The sequence below is a fragment of the Nocardia sp. Tas62D01 genome (assembly GCF_055232035.1).
In genome coordinates this window covers 3,113,290-3,127,532 of record NZ_JBUYUZ010000001.1, presented here as the reverse complement: position 1 = coordinate 3,127,532, position 14,243 = coordinate 3,113,290, and the positions used below count along the sequence as shown (strand labels likewise).

The 14,243-nt window shown below is 66.3% G+C and carries 15 protein-coding genes and 2 pseudogenes; 10 read left to right on the top strand and 7 right to left on the bottom strand.

The window, feature by feature from the left end:
• The first annotated feature begins 62 nt into the window (after nt 1–62).
• The 3 genes and pseudogenes from ACV7NQ_RS15340 to ACV7NQ_RS15330 all read left to right on the top strand — a co-directional run bounded on the left by ACV7NQ_RS15340 (nt 63) and on the right by ACV7NQ_RS15330 (nt 2,449).
• Nucleotides 63–578, top strand: a complete 516-nt coding sequence (locus tag ACV7NQ_RS15340; protein WP_463360275.1) for an EXLDI protein — start codon at nt 63–65, stop codon at nt 576–578.
• Between the two features lie 130 nt (nt 579–708).
• Nucleotides 709–1,685, top strand: a pseudogene (locus ACV7NQ_RS15335) (ATP-binding cassette domain-containing protein).
• Entirely contained in the window at nt 1,682–2,449 is a 768-nt protein-coding gene (locus tag ACV7NQ_RS15330; RefSeq protein WP_463360274.1) for an ABC transporter permease, read from the top strand. Before ACV7NQ_RS15335 ends, ACV7NQ_RS15330 begins: the two are co-directional and overlap by 4 nt.
• Before the next feature lie 51 nt (nt 2,450–2,500).
• Here ACV7NQ_RS15330 and ACV7NQ_RS15325 read toward each other — a convergent pair whose 3' ends face one another.
• The 3 genes from ACV7NQ_RS15325 to ACV7NQ_RS15315 form a co-directional block, all read right to left on the bottom strand.
• Nucleotides 2,501–3,214, bottom strand: coding sequence for an anti-sigma factor family protein (locus tag ACV7NQ_RS15325; protein ID WP_463360273.1), 714 nt, complete (start codon nt 3,212–3,214; stop codon nt 2,501–2,503).
• Complete coding sequence (locus ACV7NQ_RS15320; RefSeq protein WP_463360272.1) at nt 3,211–3,720, bottom strand: sigma-70 family RNA polymerase sigma factor; 510 nt, start codon at nt 3,718–3,720, stop codon at nt 3,211–3,213. The genes ACV7NQ_RS15325 and ACV7NQ_RS15320 overlap by 4 nt, the downstream gene beginning before the upstream one ends.
• Before the next feature lie 185 nt (nt 3,721–3,905).
• Nucleotides 3,906–4,550, bottom strand: a complete 645-nt coding sequence (locus ACV7NQ_RS15315) for a YqgE/AlgH family protein (RefSeq protein WP_463360271.1) — start codon at nt 4,548–4,550, stop codon at nt 3,906–3,908.
• Between the two features lie 82 nt (nt 4,551–4,632).
• Here ACV7NQ_RS15315 and ACV7NQ_RS15310 point away from each other — a divergent pair, with 82 nt between their 5' ends.
• Entirely contained in the window at nt 4,633–5,394 is a 762-nt protein-coding gene (locus tag ACV7NQ_RS15310) for a lysophospholipid acyltransferase family protein (protein WP_463360270.1), read from the top strand.
• Nucleotides 5,395–5,419: 25 nt separating this feature from the next.
• Here the strand turns inward: ACV7NQ_RS15310 and ACV7NQ_RS15305 are convergent, their stop codons facing one another.
• A complete protein-coding gene (locus tag ACV7NQ_RS15305; protein WP_463360269.1) occupies nt 5,420–5,731 on the bottom strand; it encodes a GNAT family N-acetyltransferase in 312 nt (103 codons plus the stop codon).
• 158 nt (nt 5,732–5,889) lie between these two features.
• Here ACV7NQ_RS15305 and ACV7NQ_RS15300 point away from each other — a divergent pair, with 158 nt between their 5' ends.
• Both ACV7NQ_RS15300 and ACV7NQ_RS15295 read left to right on the top strand, forming a co-directional pair.
• Nucleotides 5,890–7,479, top strand: a complete 1,590-nt coding sequence (locus tag ACV7NQ_RS15300; protein WP_463360268.1) for an alpha/beta hydrolase — start codon at nt 5,890–5,892, stop codon at nt 7,477–7,479.
• A 36-nt stretch (nt 7,480–7,515) separates the two neighbouring features.
• Nucleotides 7,516–8,658, top strand: coding sequence for a glycerate kinase (locus ACV7NQ_RS15295; RefSeq protein WP_463360267.1), 1,143 nt, complete (start codon nt 7,516–7,518; stop codon nt 8,656–8,658).
• A 44-nt stretch (nt 8,659–8,702) separates the two neighbouring features.
• Here ACV7NQ_RS15295 and ACV7NQ_RS15290 read toward each other — a convergent pair whose 3' ends face one another.
• A complete protein-coding gene (locus ACV7NQ_RS15290; protein WP_463360266.1) occupies nt 8,703–9,050 on the bottom strand; it encodes a winged helix-turn-helix transcriptional regulator in 348 nt (115 codons plus the stop codon).
• A 155-nt stretch (nt 9,051–9,205) separates the two neighbouring features.
• On the opposite strand from ACV7NQ_RS15290, the gene ACV7NQ_RS15285 reads away from it, so the two are divergent.
• The 3 genes from ACV7NQ_RS15285 to ACV7NQ_RS15275 all read left to right on the top strand — a co-directional run bounded on the left by ACV7NQ_RS15285 (nt 9,206) and on the right by ACV7NQ_RS15275 (nt 11,000).
• Nucleotides 9,206–10,087 carry an NAD(P)-dependent oxidoreductase gene (locus ACV7NQ_RS15285; RefSeq protein WP_463360265.1) on the top strand — a complete coding sequence of 294 codons (882 nt, stop codon included), beginning with the start codon at nt 9,206–9,208 and terminating at the stop codon, nt 10,085–10,087.
• The gene (locus tag ACV7NQ_RS15280; protein ID WP_463360264.1) at nt 10,020–10,472 is read left to right on the top strand and encodes an SRPBCC family protein; all 453 of its coding nucleotides are present in this window, start codon (nt 10,020–10,022) and stop codon (nt 10,470–10,472) included. The genes ACV7NQ_RS15285 and ACV7NQ_RS15280 overlap by 68 nt, the downstream gene beginning before the upstream one ends.
• Nucleotides 10,473–10,553: 81 nt before the next feature.
• On the top strand, nt 10,554–11,000 hold the full coding sequence (locus tag ACV7NQ_RS15275; protein WP_463360263.1) for a nitroreductase family deazaflavin-dependent oxidoreductase: 447 nt from the start codon (nt 10,554–10,556) through the stop codon (nt 10,998–11,000).
• Between the two features lie 36 nt (nt 11,001–11,036).
• On the opposite strand, the gene aroQ is transcribed toward ACV7NQ_RS15275, so the two are convergent.
• Nucleotides 11,037–11,480, bottom strand: a complete 444-nt coding sequence (aroQ, locus tag ACV7NQ_RS15270) for a type II 3-dehydroquinate dehydratase (protein WP_463360262.1) — start codon at nt 11,478–11,480, stop codon at nt 11,037–11,039.
• A gap of 24 nt (nt 11,481–11,504) precedes the next feature.
• Nucleotides 11,505–12,119, bottom strand: a pseudogene (locus ACV7NQ_RS15265) (hypothetical protein).
• 387 nt (nt 12,120–12,506) lie between these two features.
• Between ACV7NQ_RS15265 and ACV7NQ_RS15260 the strand changes: the two are divergent.
• Complete coding sequence (locus ACV7NQ_RS15260) at nt 12,507–14,186, top strand: NTF2-like N-terminal transpeptidase domain-containing protein (RefSeq protein ID WP_463360261.1); 1,680 nt, start codon at nt 12,507–12,509, stop codon at nt 14,184–14,186.
• Nucleotides 14,187–14,243: the final 57 nt, after the last annotated feature.

Genomic DNA, 14,243 nt, shown 5'->3' with positions numbered 1-14,243 from the left:
GCCGATCATCCGATGGACCCTGAAGTCTTGCGTGTACGTATACATCTACGTATAGTCGAAGCATGCCCAACAAGACGATCTACGTGGCCGATGACGATCTAGCGCTGTTCCAGCGAGCGCAGGAGCTGGTCGGCGGCAATCTTTCCGGAGCGGTGACCACGGCGCTGCGCCGGTTCATCGAGCTGGAGGAGGGCAGGCTGGAGGGCTACGACGAAGTTGTGCTGCGGGTCGGCCACGATGGCGTGCGTCAGGTCCGATTCTCCGGTGCGTTGCTCGGCGAGTGGCGCGACGTCAACGATGAGCGCATCGAACACGTCCGGGTGTATCGCAGCCGCAAAGGCAAGTTCGTGATGCACGCCCACTATTCGAACTGGGACGAATACGGGACCAACACCAACTGGCTCGAGGATCTGAAGAACTGGCGGCGCATGCTCGGCGTCGGTGATCAGGATTGGGGCGATTTCAACATCGAGATCGTCGATTCACTGAAGGAACTGAAGGGGAAGATTCCCGACAAGCTGTATGACCGGGTGGCCGATATCGCGGACCGCCCGCCGGTCGAGGAGCTCGATATCTAGCCGGATCGCGCTCCCGGACAACCGAATACCTCGTACTCGATAGCTCAATCGCCGCACCGGACTCCGGTAGCGGTGCAGATCAATCATGCATGCATTCGCATGCATTGATGAATACTCAGGAAGGAAGACCATGGACAACGGTCAGCGCAGGCCGGCCATTTCGGCTCTCGGCCTCCGCAAATCGTTCGGAGACCAGGTGGTGCTCGACGGTATCGACATCACCGTCCCCGAGGGCACGGTGTATTCGATGCTCGGTCCCAACGGGGCGGGAAAGACTACTACCGTGCAGATCCTCACCACGCTCATCAACGCCGATGCGGGCGAGATCCGCGTCGACGGCCACGACGTGGCGGCCGAGCGTGACGCAGTGCGTGCCGCGATCGGCGTCACCGGCCAGTTCTCCGCGGTCGACGAGCTGCTGACCGGCCGGGAGAACCTGCTCCTGATGGCCGATCTGCACCATCTGCCGCGCCGGGACAGCAAGCGCCTTGCCGTGGAGCTGCTCGAGCGCTTCGAACTCGTCGATGCGGCCGACAAGACCGCCGCCACCTACTCCGGCGGCATGACCAGGCGGTTGGATCTGGCGATGACCCTGGTCGGCGATCCGCGGATCATCTTCCTGGACGAGCCGACCACCGGTCTGGACCCGCGCAGCAGGCGGGCCATGGGGACATCATCCGCAGTCTGGTCAACGACTACAGCGTCACCGTCTTCCTCACCACTCAGTACCTGGAGGAGGCCGATCAGCTCGCCGACCGGATCGCGGTGCTCGACCACGGCAAGATCGTCGCCGAAGGCACCGCGGCGGAACTGAAGCGCCTGGTGCCCGGCGGTCACATCCGGCTGGAATTCGCCGACCGGGGCGGGCTCGACGCCGCGGTCCGCGCGCTGGGTCCTAGCGCACGGGTGGTCGACGACACGGGCGAGGAGGACCACACCCTGGCCATCCCAAGCGACGGCGGGGTCAAGTCGCTACGCGCCGTGCTCGACCGACTCGACTACGAACAGATCGAGGTCGAGGGGTTGTCGGTGCACACCCCGAACCTCGATGACGTCTTCCTCACCCTCACCGGACACCCCACCGCAGAGCAGGAGATCGCGCGATGAGCACGTCCTATGTCCTCACCGACTCGGCAACGATGTTGCGGCGCAACCTGGTACACGCCAAGCGTTATCCGAGTATGACCGTCGGCGTCGTCATCATGCCGGTGGTGCTGTTGCTGGTCTTCAACTATGTGTTCGGTGGCGCACTGGAGAAATCCTCCGGCGGCAACTACATCGACTACCTGGCTCCCGGCATGATGCTGATGATTCCGGCGTATATGACTGTGTCGGTGGCGGTTTCGATTGCCACCGATTCCACCAAGGGCATCATCGATCGCTTTCGCACCATGGCGATTTCGCAATCCGCGATGCTGACCGGGCACGTGATCGGCGCCTTGATCCAGGCCATGCTCGGCGTCGCCGTGATGACCGCGATCGCCCTGCTCGTCGGATTCCGGCCCTCGGCGAACGTCGTCGAATGGATCGCCACCTTCGGTCTGATTGCGCTGGTTGTCTTTTCGTTCACCTGGCTCGCGGTGGCGATGGGCCTGCTCGCACCGAATCCGGAGAGCGCGAGCAACATGCCCTTCCCGATCGTGATGCTGCCCTTCCTCGGCAGCGGGCTGGTCAGCACCGACACCATGCCGGTCGGCCTGCGTCAGTTCGCCGAGTACCAGCCGTTCACGCCGCTGACCGAGACCATCCGCGGCCTGCTGATGGGCACCGAGATCGGCAACAACGGCATCATTTCCGTCGCCTGGTGCATCGGTATCGCGGTGGTGGGATACTTGTGGTCGATGTCGATCTTCCGCAAGAAGACGAGCTGAATCTCCGTGGACCGATCCCCCGCCGAACCCGGCGGGGGATCGACCGCGTGCTCAGATCGTTCCGACGAGAATCGTCTTACCCGTTGCCATGGAACGGATTTCGACACTGCGGATCTGATCCGGAGGCGCGTCTACGGTCCGGTCGATCGTCAGGTCGGTGCCGGGTCCGGCAGGCCACTGGTCGAGCTCGGTCTGCTGGCCGTCGGTGCGCTGAACGACCAACTGGTAGTTCCAGGTGTACTTCTGGTCGCTCGCTCCGTAACTGCAGGTCATCACGACCCGAGTCTTGTTGTCGGCCCGCACGAGTTTGAAGCTGGCCGAGACCGGGGTCGGCTCCAACGGTTCCATCGTGCGTTCGGCGACCACTTGGCCCGAGGTGGACGGCGCGTTCGACGCGCTCACCGAGTGGACGATCGGGACCGCGATCGCCACCGCCGCGGCGGCCGCCGCCACCGCGCTGCCGATGGACACCCACCTGCTGCGGCGGCGTCGTCGTTCGGCCGCGTCGGCGAGCAGAGGCAGCAACTGCGGGACCGGCGGATCGGCCTGCGCCACAGGAGCATCCGGCGCCGCGATCATCGCCAGCGCGGTCTCGGTGTCGACCAGCCCGAGCATTCCGGGCATCCCGGCCAGATCGGCCACCGCCGCCTGACATGCCGGGCATTCGGCCAGGTGTACCTCGTATTCCCGGCGTTCGGTCCGGGTCAGGGAGCCGAGCACGTACGGGGCATCCCACGTGGTGTAGTCGTCGAAAGTATCCGTCATCGGTTCGTCACCCCCATCTCCTGCAGTGCCAGCCGTAGTGCCCGCATGCCGTAGTGCATCCGGGATTTCACCGTTCCCGCCGGAATGTCGAGCTCCTCGGCGATCTGGTGGGTGGAAAGTCCTCGATAGTAGGCACGCACGATCACCTCGCGATGATCGACGCTGAGCCTGCCCAACGCGTCCGCGACCAGCCAGCCGTCCAGCGCCCGATCGGCCTGATCCGGAGCGGCCTGCTCCGGCGGGTTGTCGGTGCGGAACTCGCGCCGGTTGCGGGCGCTGCGGTGCTCATCCACGGCGAGATTCCTGGCTACCGTGAACAGCCAGGCCCGCGCCGACATCGTCGACTGATCGAGCACGTTGGGGCGCTGCCACGCCCGCAGCAGTGTCTCTTGCACGATGTCCTCGGCCCGCCCGGGGTCGCGAACCAGACCGAGCGTGTATCTCCACAGTGCTGACGCGTGTTCCTGGTAAAGCACTCGCATCAGTTCGGCCTGGTCGTCGGGCATTGGTCACCTGCTCCCCCGCCACTCCGCGACTCTTGCCGGTCGTCGGATGCACCGAGTTGTCTATTGCGGGTCGGCGGTTGTGGCGGTGATTGACCTTTGGGGATTGCCCGGGAGTTACCCATGTACTCGCCTGCTCAGTCGTTACGTCGCATGTCGGTTTTTCCTCCTTCATGCAGACCACGTCCTCAGTTGCGTTCCAGTTCAATCGGGTGTGTCGCAAGCAGCGAGAGTGGCAGTGGTTGGCGGCGCAGGACGTGCGCCCACAGGTCGGGGCGGCCGGTGCTGATCGGGTCCGACGGCAATGCGGACAGCACGATCCAGTCGTTGTTCTGCAGTTCGCCCTCGAGCTGGCCGAAGGTCCAGCCAGCGTAGCCCGCGAAAATGCGGATGCCCTCGATCAGCGGGCCGATCACGTCGGGGTCGGCGTCCAGATCGACAAGTACCACGCGGCCGTCGACCCGGCGCAAGCCGGAGATGCCGGCGATCGAGGCGCCGACGCGTATGGTGCCGAGGCACAGCGCCGCGTCCCGCTTGACCGGGCCGCCGATGAATAGGGTGCGTGGCGCCGCCGCCACCTCGGTCCACCGGGGTAGCACGTCGTGCACCGCGGTGTCGCTCGGGCGGTTGAGCACCACGCCCAAACTGCCCGCCTCGTTGTGTTCGATGATGTAGACGACGGTGCGCCGGAAGGTAGGTTCGACCAGCTCCGTTGCCGACACCAGCAGGGTGCCCGCACGCACGACCTGCTCGCCGTGCCGGGAGTCGCGCCGCCGCCGGTCGCCGTGCCCGCCGCGAGTTGGCCGCTCATCCGGGTCATCTGCACGTGCCACCCCGACATCATCGCACTGGCGCGGGTCATTCGTCTCTCGAGCGGGCCGACCGATTCCGGGAAGTCCCGTTAGAGTCGGCGGCATGGAACGGCCCGAGGTTCTCCTCGACAATGAGGATATCGTCTACGACTTCTATCGCGACCACCGGCAGAACCGCCTCAAAGCCTTGGGCGCCTACGCGATCCTCGGGCGTCGATACCATCCGCGCGTCGCCTATGCGGACGGGGCGCGACAGCTACTGCACGACGTGATCGACCAGGGCAGGCCGTTGCTGCTCGCGATCAACCATCTCTCCGAATCCGATCCGTATACGGTCTCCGCCGCGGCGTGGCGCAGCGAGCTCCGCCGGGTGATCGGCCGGGTCCGGGTGCTGGCCAAGGACGAACTCTTCATCGATCCCGAACAGCGCCGCAAGATCGACATGATGGGCGGGATCCCGGTGTTCCGCAGCAAGGATCACGGCCTGCGGGCGGTGAACGCGGCCGGTCAGCGGATGATGGACATCTGTGCCGAACGGATGGCGGGCGGCGACGGTATCGCGGTCTTTCCCGAGGGCACCTGCAACGACGTCGACCCCGCCCAGGTACAGGCTGTCGGCAGCGGCATCGGGCATATCGCGTTCCGCGCGATGAAGCTGGGCGCGGTCCCGGCGCTGGTCAGCATGGCTCTGAGCTACGGGCCCCGAGCCGATCCGACGATTCCGGTGACCAAGGAGGCGGCCAAGGCGGCCAGCGTCTATTTTGGTGTGCCGATCACGGACCTGCCCGCCCGCCCGGCGGAAATCGCGCGGCTGGTGCGCACGGATTTGCAGCAGGCACTCGACGGCGCCGTCGCCGCGTATTGATGAGCCGACTACTGCGACAATTCGATTACTGGGGCAACCCCAACCGCTCGCGTGCCCACAGCGGCACCATCGCAATGTATTCGGGCCGGGTCTCGATGAAGTGATGCACCATCGGACACATCGGTAAAGCCCCGAAACCTTCCTGCTGTGTGCTTTTCAGCGCGGCGTCGACCAGCACCCGGCCGTACCCTTGACCCTCGTGCCGCGGATAGATCTCGGTGTGCACGAAAGCGCGCTCGGAAGCGGTGTCCTGGTATTCGGCGTAGCCAGCGATTGCACCGTCGATGTAGATCTCGAAACGTTCCAGTGTCGTATTGTTGCGGACCTCAGTCGACATGGCTCGACGCTACTCTGGTGCGTCCGATTCGCCATGAATCGCAATGCTGGCCTGGCGAAATCACGCTCTCGACTTGTCTACCGCTGCTCGACTGCGCAGAATGCTCTTGGTCGCGCCGACCGCGTACGCTTAGCGTCGGCCCGGCGGAGGTACGAAAGATGATGAGGACACTGCGTATTTCGCGGGTAGCGGCTGCCCTGGCCGCGGCAACCCTGCTGAGCGGATCGATCGCGACGGGGTTCGCCGATGCCGCGCCCTCAGCATCCTTCGGGGCCTGCCCGGACGGATCGGTGCCGGCCGACCACGGGGTGCAATGCGCGGTGGTCTCGGTGCCGATGAACTACGCCGACCCGGACGGTCCGCGCATCGACCTGACCGTCAGCCGGATCGCGGCGACCGAGGAGCGGCGCGGTGTCATTGTCGCCAACCCGGGCGGCCCCGGCGCGGACGCCCTGGACTACTGGGCGCGTCGGGTCGATATGCTGCCCGCTGAGCTCAACGCCCACTACGACCGCGTCGCGGTGCAGCCGCGCGGATTGCGATGGGCAACGCCGCTGCGCTGCGAGGGTGACGCCAATGCGTCCGAGGGCGAGCAGGTTTCGCTGGGCGGCGGCAATCGCGACGCCATCAAGAAGGCGTGCGACGCGGCGCTGCCCGGTTACCTCGACACCATCACCACCGAGAGCACGGCCCGCGACCTGGATGAGGTACGCGCCGCCCTCGGGGTGGAGCGGATCAGTTATCTCGGCACCTCCTACGGCACCTACCTCGGCGCGGTGTACGCCTCGCTATTCCCCGCGCGGGTCGATCGGATGGTGCTTGATTCCAACGTCAACCCCGACTGGGTGTGGACCGAGGAATTCGCCCAGCAGCAGGTCGCAGGCAAGCAGCGACTCGATGATCTGTTCGGCTGGATCGCCGAACACAGCGGCGAATACCGGCTCGGCGACACCGCGCTGCAGGTCTACCAGAATTGGGCGCGTCTGGTCGCCGACCAGGGCGGCGGCTGGTACGCCAACCTGACCCCGCCGCCCGCGAGCGTCTCCGACCTGCCCGGCCAGCTGCCCGAGCCGCTCGCCGAGATCGCCCGCGACGGCTTCAATGGCAGTGCGGAGCAGACCGGCAAGATACAGAACCTGTTGCGCACCTTGGTTTCCGGCGGTGCGTCCGCCCAGGTGCCATTGGTGGGCGCGACAGCGGTGGCCACCTATACCCGCACCTACTGGCCGGTCTTCGCCAAGGCGATGGCCGAGGCGAACGCCGACCCTGCGAACGTGCAGCGGCTGCGCGCCATCGAGGGCGCCACCAGCACCGATCCCACCGGACGTTTCGTCTTCGCCGCCATCACCTGCAATGAGAACGCGGTGCCGGGCAGGCCGGAACTGCTCGGCGCGGCGGTCGGCACCATCGCCTCGGGCGGCAACGCCATGGATGCCCGCGCCGATATGGTCCGCTCCGGAATGACCTGCGGCTCATGGCGACCGGTGACCAAGCCGGTGCCGATCGCCGGCCGCGACCTGCGCACGCCGCCGCTGCTGCTGCAGAGCCGCCGCGACGCGGTGACGGAATATGAGGGCGGCCCCGCCATGGCCCGAGCCCTCAACGGCTCGTTGATCACCGTCGAAGGCGGCGATCACGGCACCTTCGGCCGCGGCAATACCGCCGTCGACGACGCCGTGATGACCTACCTGCGCACCGGTCAGGTCACCATCAGCCAGGCCGAGCAGGCTCCGCTACCGACCAGCTGACGTGCGATGGCTGGAAGCACACGCGACAATGTGGGGATGACGTTCACGCCCCGGGTGCTGATTGCCCCGGACAAGTTCAAGGGATCGCTGACCGCGCCGCAGGTGGCGGCGGCGCTGGCCGTTGGCATCGTAAGGGTGGCTCCGGAGGCGGATATCCGGCAGGTGCCGGTCGCCGACGGTGGAGACGGCACGGTCGACGCGTTCGTCGCGGCCGGGTGGGAGCGGGTCGAGGTGACCGCACCCGGCCCGACCGGAGAGCGATCGACCGCGGTCTACGCGGTCCGCGGGGCCACCGCGGTGATCGAACTGGCCGCAACCGTCGGGTTGGTGAAACTGCCGGGGGGACTGCTCGATCCGCTCGGTGCGAGCACCGATGGTCTCGGTGTCGTCATCGCGCACGCGCTCGATCGCGGCGCCACGAATATCGTTGTCGGCCTTGGTGGTAGCGCCTCCACCGATGGTGGCGCGGGCATGCTGCGCGCGCTCGGAGCCCGGGTGCTGGACCGCGACGGCCATGAATTACCCTCCGGCGGTGGCGCTTTGGGCCGCGCGGCGCAACTGGATCGGACCGGCCTGCACCCCGGCATCGCTGCGGCCGGTTTCACGCTGGCCTGCGATGTCGACAACCCGCTACTCGGCCCGACCGGTGCCGTTGCCGTCTACGCGCCACAGAAGGGTTCGAGCGCGCAAGACCTCTCGATTCTCGAAGCGGCACTGACGAATTGGGCGAATATTGTCGGCCGGGAGTTCGCCGACCATCCCGGCGCGGGTGCCGCGGGCGGGACCGGATTCGGTGCGCTCGCGGTGCTCGGCGCTCAGGTGCGCAGCGGTATCGACGAGGTACTCGAACTCCTCGACTTTCCCGCTCTGCTCGACGGCGCGGCGCTGGTTGTGACCGGCGAAGGCTCCCTCGACATGCAGAGCCTGCACGGCAAGGCTCCGATTGGAGTCTGCGCGGCCGCGCGAGAAGTGGGCATCCGCGTGGTGGCCGCCGTCGGTCGTTCTCGGCTCGCCGCGAGCGAAATCGAGGCCGCGGGCTTCGCTGCCTGCTACGCGCTCACCGACCTGGAGCCCGACTCTGCCCGTTCGATGGCGAATGCCGAGCCGCTGCTCGAGCGCCTCGGTGAACAGATCGCCGCGCAGTTCCTCGGTGATCGAGCAGCGCGGCCCGGGTGTTGAAGGCGGTCATGCTCGCCGCGATGCCCGGTTGGTCCGATCGAGCGCTAGCTCGCGGATGCCACGAGGTTTCCGAGGATCTCGTCGCGGTTCTTGTCGCCCCAGGCTTCGAGTGGGCGTAGGGCCACGTTGAGTTCGTCGCCCAGGGGAGTCAAGGAGTACTCGACGCGTGGCGGGACCTCGGGGAAGACTTCGCGGTGGACTACGCCGCTTGCTTCGAGCTGGCGCAGGTTCTCGGAGAGGACTTTTTCGCTGACGCCGGCCAGCAGGCGGCGAATCTGGCCGAAGCGTTGCGGGCCCTCGCCGAGGACCCACATCAGGTGCATTTTCCACTTGCCGCCGACGACGTCGATCGCCACGGACATGCCGCACACGTGATCTGCGTCACCATTCATGCCCACCGCGCTCCTTCTGACCGTATTTCGAACCTCGAGGTAAGCAACCACACCTGAACGTTCGGTCTTCCCGACATTACCTGCGGCAACGACCATTGAGTTCGGCGCCGACAGCAACCGATCGAGAAGCTCTTCGAGAACAGAAGGGACACACAATGTCCGAGCAGAACACGCCGCGCTCGATCTCCGTCGTCGGCTTGGGACCGATGGGTCAGGCGATGGTGCGGGCGTTGCTGGCGGCCGGCGTCGAGGTGACCGTGTGGAATCGCAGCACCGCCAAGGCCGATGCCCTGGTGGAGCTGGGCGCCAACCGGGCCGCGACGGTCGCCGGGGCACTGGAGGCCAACGAGGTGACCGTGCTGAGCCTCACCCACTACGCCGCCATGTACGACGTGCTCGGCCAGGCCACCGATCACCTGGCGGGCAAGGTCGTCGCCAACCTGTCGTCGGACTCGCCGGAGCAGGCCCGCAAGGGCGCGCAATGGGTGCGTTCGTATGGCGCGCAGTTCATTTCGGGCGGCGTCATGTCGGCGGGCGACAACATCGCCCATCCCGCGTCCTACATCTTCTACAGCGGTCCGCGCGCGGTCTTCGAGGCGCACGCCGAGCTGCTGCGTCCGCTGAGCCCGCAGGAGTACCTGGGCGAGGACGACGGTCTCGCGCAGGTCTTCTATCAGGCGCTGCTGACCATCTTCCATCCCTGGCTGCTGGCCTTCGATCAGGCGTCGGCCGTGATCGAGCGCTCCGGCCACGACATCGACCAGTTCGTCCCGTTCGCGATCCGCTCCAGCGAGGCGTTCCCCTACTTCATGAACGAGTTCGCCGCGGCTAACAAGGCGGGCGGCTGGGCCGGCCTTGCGAGCCTGAAGATGATGGACGCCGGTGCGCAGCACATCATCGACGCCAGCGAGGAGGTCGGCGTCGACGCGACCTTCTCGCACACCGCACAGACGTTCTGGCGCAAGGCCGTTGCCGCCAGCGAGCAGGCGGGCAAGGCGGTGTCCACCTACGAACTCATGCGCGGGGCCGACGAGTAGCGGGGGCGCCGGCTTCGAAACCGATTGGCGCCCAGGGTCGGAGATGGTCTGGCATCAGCGTGACTGGACCAGTCGGGACCCCGAACAGGTTGTCCTGGAATCGGATCCATTCCGAAAGCTGTCCTACACCTGGCACACCTTCGACCCGACATTCGCCGCGACCTTCGAGATGAACCCCGACGATGTCGCCACCTGGGCGAAGGAGCCGCGCTCGAAGGTGACCTTCGAACTCGAGCCGCACGGCGAAATCGTGAAACTGACTGTCGTACACGACGGTTTCGACCCCGGCAGCGCCGTCCGCACGGGCATCAGCGGCGGCTGGCCCAGCATCATCGCCAACCTCAAGACGTTGCTGGAGACCGGCGAAACCCTGCCCGAGATTTGAGAGAGCACTGCTCTTGACTGACCTTGGGGATCGGTGCGACACTAACTCTCGATAGAGAGCAGTGCTCACAAAAGAGTCATCATGAACGCCAGCACCCGATACATCGGTCCCTCCGGACTCGACCCGATCATGAACAGGATCTTCAACTGGCTGCCGCGGCTCGGGATCAGCGTGATGGGGTCGCGGCTGCTGGCCGTACGGGGTCGCAAGAGTGGTGAATGGCGGACCACCATGGTGAATCTGCTGACCGACGACGACGGCAACCGCTACCTGGTCGCGCCGCGCGGGCACACCCAGTGGGTGCGCAACCTGCGCGCGGCGGGCGACGGGGAGTTGCGACTGGGACACAGGGTCGAGGTGTTCACCGCCGCCGAGGTTGCCGACGAGAACAAGGTCCCGCTGCTGCGTCTCTACCTGAAGCGCTGGGGCTGGGAGGTCGGCAAGTTCTTCGAGGGTGTCACCAAGGACGCCACCGACGAGGAACTCGCCGCGATCGCCCCCGGCTTCCCCGTCTTCCGCCTGGCATAGCCCACAGCGTCCAGAAGTGTTGTGGGCGTAATGGATTCAGCTGGCTCCGTGGATCAGGAATTCGACGGCGGCCGCATAGCCGTGGATGCCCATCCCGGCGACGACCGCGGTGACGATCGGTGAGATATAGGAGTGATGCCGGAACTCCTCGCGGGCGTGCACATTGCTGATGTGCACCTCCACGATCGGGACCTCCGGGATCACCAGCGCGTCCCGCAGCGCCACCGAGGTGTGGGTCAGCCCGCCGGGATTGATGACGATGCCCGATTCGACACCGCACGCCCGGTGGATCCGATCGATCAGCGCGCCTTCGGAATTCGACTGGAACGCGGCGATCTCACGGCCGTACCGGGCGGCGGTCTGCCTGCACAGTCCGACGACATCGTCGAGCGTCGCCGACCCGTAAACCTCCGGCTGTCGGGTGCCGAGCATGTTCAGGTTCGGGCCGTTGAGGACCAGGATCGGACCAGGTGTCGACATGTACGCAACCTTAGCCCGATCCGACTACAGGCCCTGCGGACCTTCCGAGCGCAGGTCGTCCACCTTGCGCATCGCGGTGCGCAGTTCCTCCAGCCAGGCCTCCGCGTGCTTGCCCGCCAGTTTTACCGTCCATGCCAGCGCGTCGGAGCGCGAGCGGGCCACGCCCGAGTCGACCAGGGTGTCGAGCACCTTGCGTTCCGGCTGCCGCAGCCGGGTCATCACCGGCACGGCCAAGTGGGTGAACATGATCCGCTGCCCGTCTACCGAGACACCCCAGGCGACGCTGCGGCCGTAACGGTGCTGCGCCTCGTCCGCGATCCGCATGCGAGCGGGGCGGGTGGACTCGCGGAATCGGGCGATGGCGCCCTCTTTCGTCGCGTTCGTGACATCGGCGGGGGCATCCGCTACGGAATCGCCTTCGACGGGCTAGGTTCCCGCGGGCTTATCGGGTTGCGGGATCGGTAGCTCGCCGATCACTACGATTTCGTCGCGGTCGATTTCGATCACGGGGGGTCCGGCAAACCAGTCGCTCGGCAATCGGCCGGCAAACCAGTCTGGGGCGTCCGCGGGATCGGGGAGGTCGGCCTGCTGCCAGCCGCCCGGTCGTCCGAAACCCCGTCCCCGATGTTCGTGTCTCATTGGGAATCACCTACTTACTGTGCTGATGTATTGCGACGATTACAAGATTACGTCGTAAACCGGCGTAGCGGTTCCGCTCTGTGCGAACGGGTTTCGAGTCGGGTCGATGGGGTATCTGTCGGGCACGCCACCGCGGTCGATACGGCGGGTCGGATCCCGAAACGCCGACGCGGGCAGTTATCGCCCGACTTTGCGTTTCGGTCGGTACGGTAGCGGCGCCTGTCGCTGTGACTGGACGACCTTCGTGATTGGCCCCCGGAGTGCGAGATTTCGGGCACAATTGAGACGCTGAGCATTGGTAACGTCCTCGGTCGCGGACGCTGCGGGCAGGCAATTTGAGGTACGGTGGTCTTGTTACTGGAGTGACAAGAGTGAAGAGTGGGCGACATGGATGTGTGGGGATCCCGCCGCTTTCGCGTCCGCGGCGCTATCGCACTCGCGGGAGCGGCGGTGCTGGTTTTCGCGATGGGATCGTGCGGATTCCACGAGAAGGTAAGTGAAGCCGAGGCGGTTGTCGAACGCTTCACCGAACTGCTGGACGATCAGAACTTCGCGAAGGCGTCGGAGCTGACGTCCTACCCCACTGCGGCTTCGGCAACGCTGAAGCAAATGTTCGCCGGCCTCCAGTCGGGCAAGGTCGACTACCAGAAGACCCAATTCATCGCGCTGGACGCCGAATCCGCCATCTTCAGCATGGATGTCGACTGGAATTTCGGCGAACACAAGAACTGGAAGTACAGCCTGCAGGGCAACGTGCGGAAGTTGACAATCGGCTGGCGGATCTCCTGGGATCCCGCGGTCGTCATGCCACAGCTGGACCACAACCGGACGGTCCGGCTGGTGCGCACCACTCCGACGCCGCCGCCGCGGGTCAATGACATCGTCGGCGAAGCGCTGATGACCGAGCAGACGATCAATGTGATCAAGCTCGATCCCGCCAAGATGCCCGACCCGGTCGCCTCCTCCGACGCGCTGGCCAAGGCCATAGAGCCGGTCGCGCCGCTGATCACCGGACCGTCGCTGATGCAGCAGCTGGCCACCTCGCAGGGCAACCCGATCGTCGCGGTGAACCTGCGCGAACCCGACTTCGCAATCCTGGAACCAGCCATGGCACGCATCCCCGGTGTAGTCATGGAGAGGCAACCGCGGCTCATCTCGGCGGATCGCCGGGTGTGGTCGCCGCTGCTCGATGCGCTGCGCAAGGTCCAGCAGGACAGCCAAGATCAACACTCTGGCTGGGGTGTGCATGTTTTTGAGCAGGACGGGCGCTTCGTCGGCCAGACCGCGGGCCAGCAGGGCCCGGCCGGACCGGATATCGCGGGCACCATGGACCAGCGCCTGCAGCGCGCTGCCGAGGATGCGGTGGTCAGCGCGGCCACCCAGGCTTCCATCGTGGCGATTCAGCCGTCCACCGGTGCGGTGGTCGCGGCCGCGCAGAACAGCCAGGCCAGTGAGCACGGGTCGGTGGCGTTCACCGGCCTGTACCCGGTCGGTGGGAACATCGAACTGTTCCGGAACATCGCCGCGGTTTCCAAAGGCAAGGCGCCACAGGATGTTTCGGTGCAGGACGCGGCGGAGGCCGCGACCGTGCTCGGTGTCGGCATCGATTTCAAGATCCCCGGACTCGACGAGGTCACCGGGCGCTTGCAGATCGCGGGCCGCAGCGCCGAACAGGTGCGCCAGGGTGGCGGCAACGACGCGGTGCTGGCCAGTCCGTTCGGCATGGCGATCGCCGCCGCCGCGATCGCACGCGGCGCGGTACCGCGGCCGATGATCGAGGTCGGACGGCCGAGCACCACGGACGCGCAGGTCACCGCGCTGACTCCGGAAATGACCGACCGGCTGCGCGGCATGCTGCGCGACGCCACCGGCCGACCGGAATTCGCCAGCCTGCGCGGCTACCGCGACGTCACCGGATTCACCGCCAGCGCGGGATCCGACGGCTGGCTGATCGCGAGCATGGGCGACCTGGCCTTCGCGATCCACATCAACGACGTCGACAGCGGTGACGCGACCGCGCGGATGGCGGCCAGGATGCTGCAAGCCCTCGCCACGCCTGGGTCGTAGCTCCGGAGCTGCGCCGCCGACTCCTTTCGGTAGTTCGCCGGTGTCACTCCTGATAAG

Coding starts and splice junctions, on each gene's coding strand:
- ACV7NQ_RS15330 (WP_463360274.1), top strand. CDS start 1,682: ATGAGCACGTCCTATGTCCTCACCGACTCGGCAACGATGTTGCGGCGC.
- aroQ (WP_463360262.1), bottom strand. CDS start 11,480: ATGTCGACACCTGGTCCGATCCTGGTCCTCAACGGCCCGAACCTGAAC.
- ACV7NQ_RS15310 (WP_463360270.1), top strand. CDS start 4,633: ATGGAACGGCCCGAGGTTCTCCTCGACAATGAGGATATCGTCTACGAC.
- ACV7NQ_RS15275 (WP_463360263.1), top strand. CDS start 10,554: ATGAACGCCAGCACCCGATACATCGGTCCCTCCGGACTCGACCCGATC.
- ACV7NQ_RS15300 (WP_463360268.1), top strand. CDS start 5,890: ATGATGAGGACACTGCGTATTTCGCGGGTAGCGGCTGCCCTGGCCGCG.
- ACV7NQ_RS15260 (WP_463360261.1), top strand. CDS start 12,507: ATGGATGTGTGGGGATCCCGCCGCTTTCGCGTCCGCGGCGCTATCGCA.
- ACV7NQ_RS15295 (WP_463360267.1), top strand. CDS start 7,516: ATGACGTTCACGCCCCGGGTGCTGATTGCCCCGGACAAGTTCAAGGGA.
- ACV7NQ_RS15320 (WP_463360272.1), bottom strand. CDS start 3,720: ATGCCCGACGACCAGGCCGAACTGATGCGAGTGCTTTACCAGGAACAC.
- ACV7NQ_RS15325 (WP_463360273.1), bottom strand. CDS start 3,214: ATGACGGATACTTTCGACGACTACACCACGTGGGATGCCCCGTACGTG.
- ACV7NQ_RS15305 (WP_463360269.1), bottom strand. CDS start 5,731: ATGTCGACTGAGGTCCGCAACAATACGACACTGGAACGTTTCGAGATC.
- ACV7NQ_RS15290 (WP_463360266.1), bottom strand. CDS start 9,050: ATGAATGGTGACGCAGATCACGTGTGCGGCATGTCCGTGGCGATCGAC.
- ACV7NQ_RS15285 (WP_463360265.1), top strand. CDS start 9,206: ATGTCCGAGCAGAACACGCCGCGCTCGATCTCCGTCGTCGGCTTGGGA.
- ACV7NQ_RS15340 (WP_463360275.1), top strand. CDS start 63: ATGCCCAACAAGACGATCTACGTGGCCGATGACGATCTAGCGCTGTTC.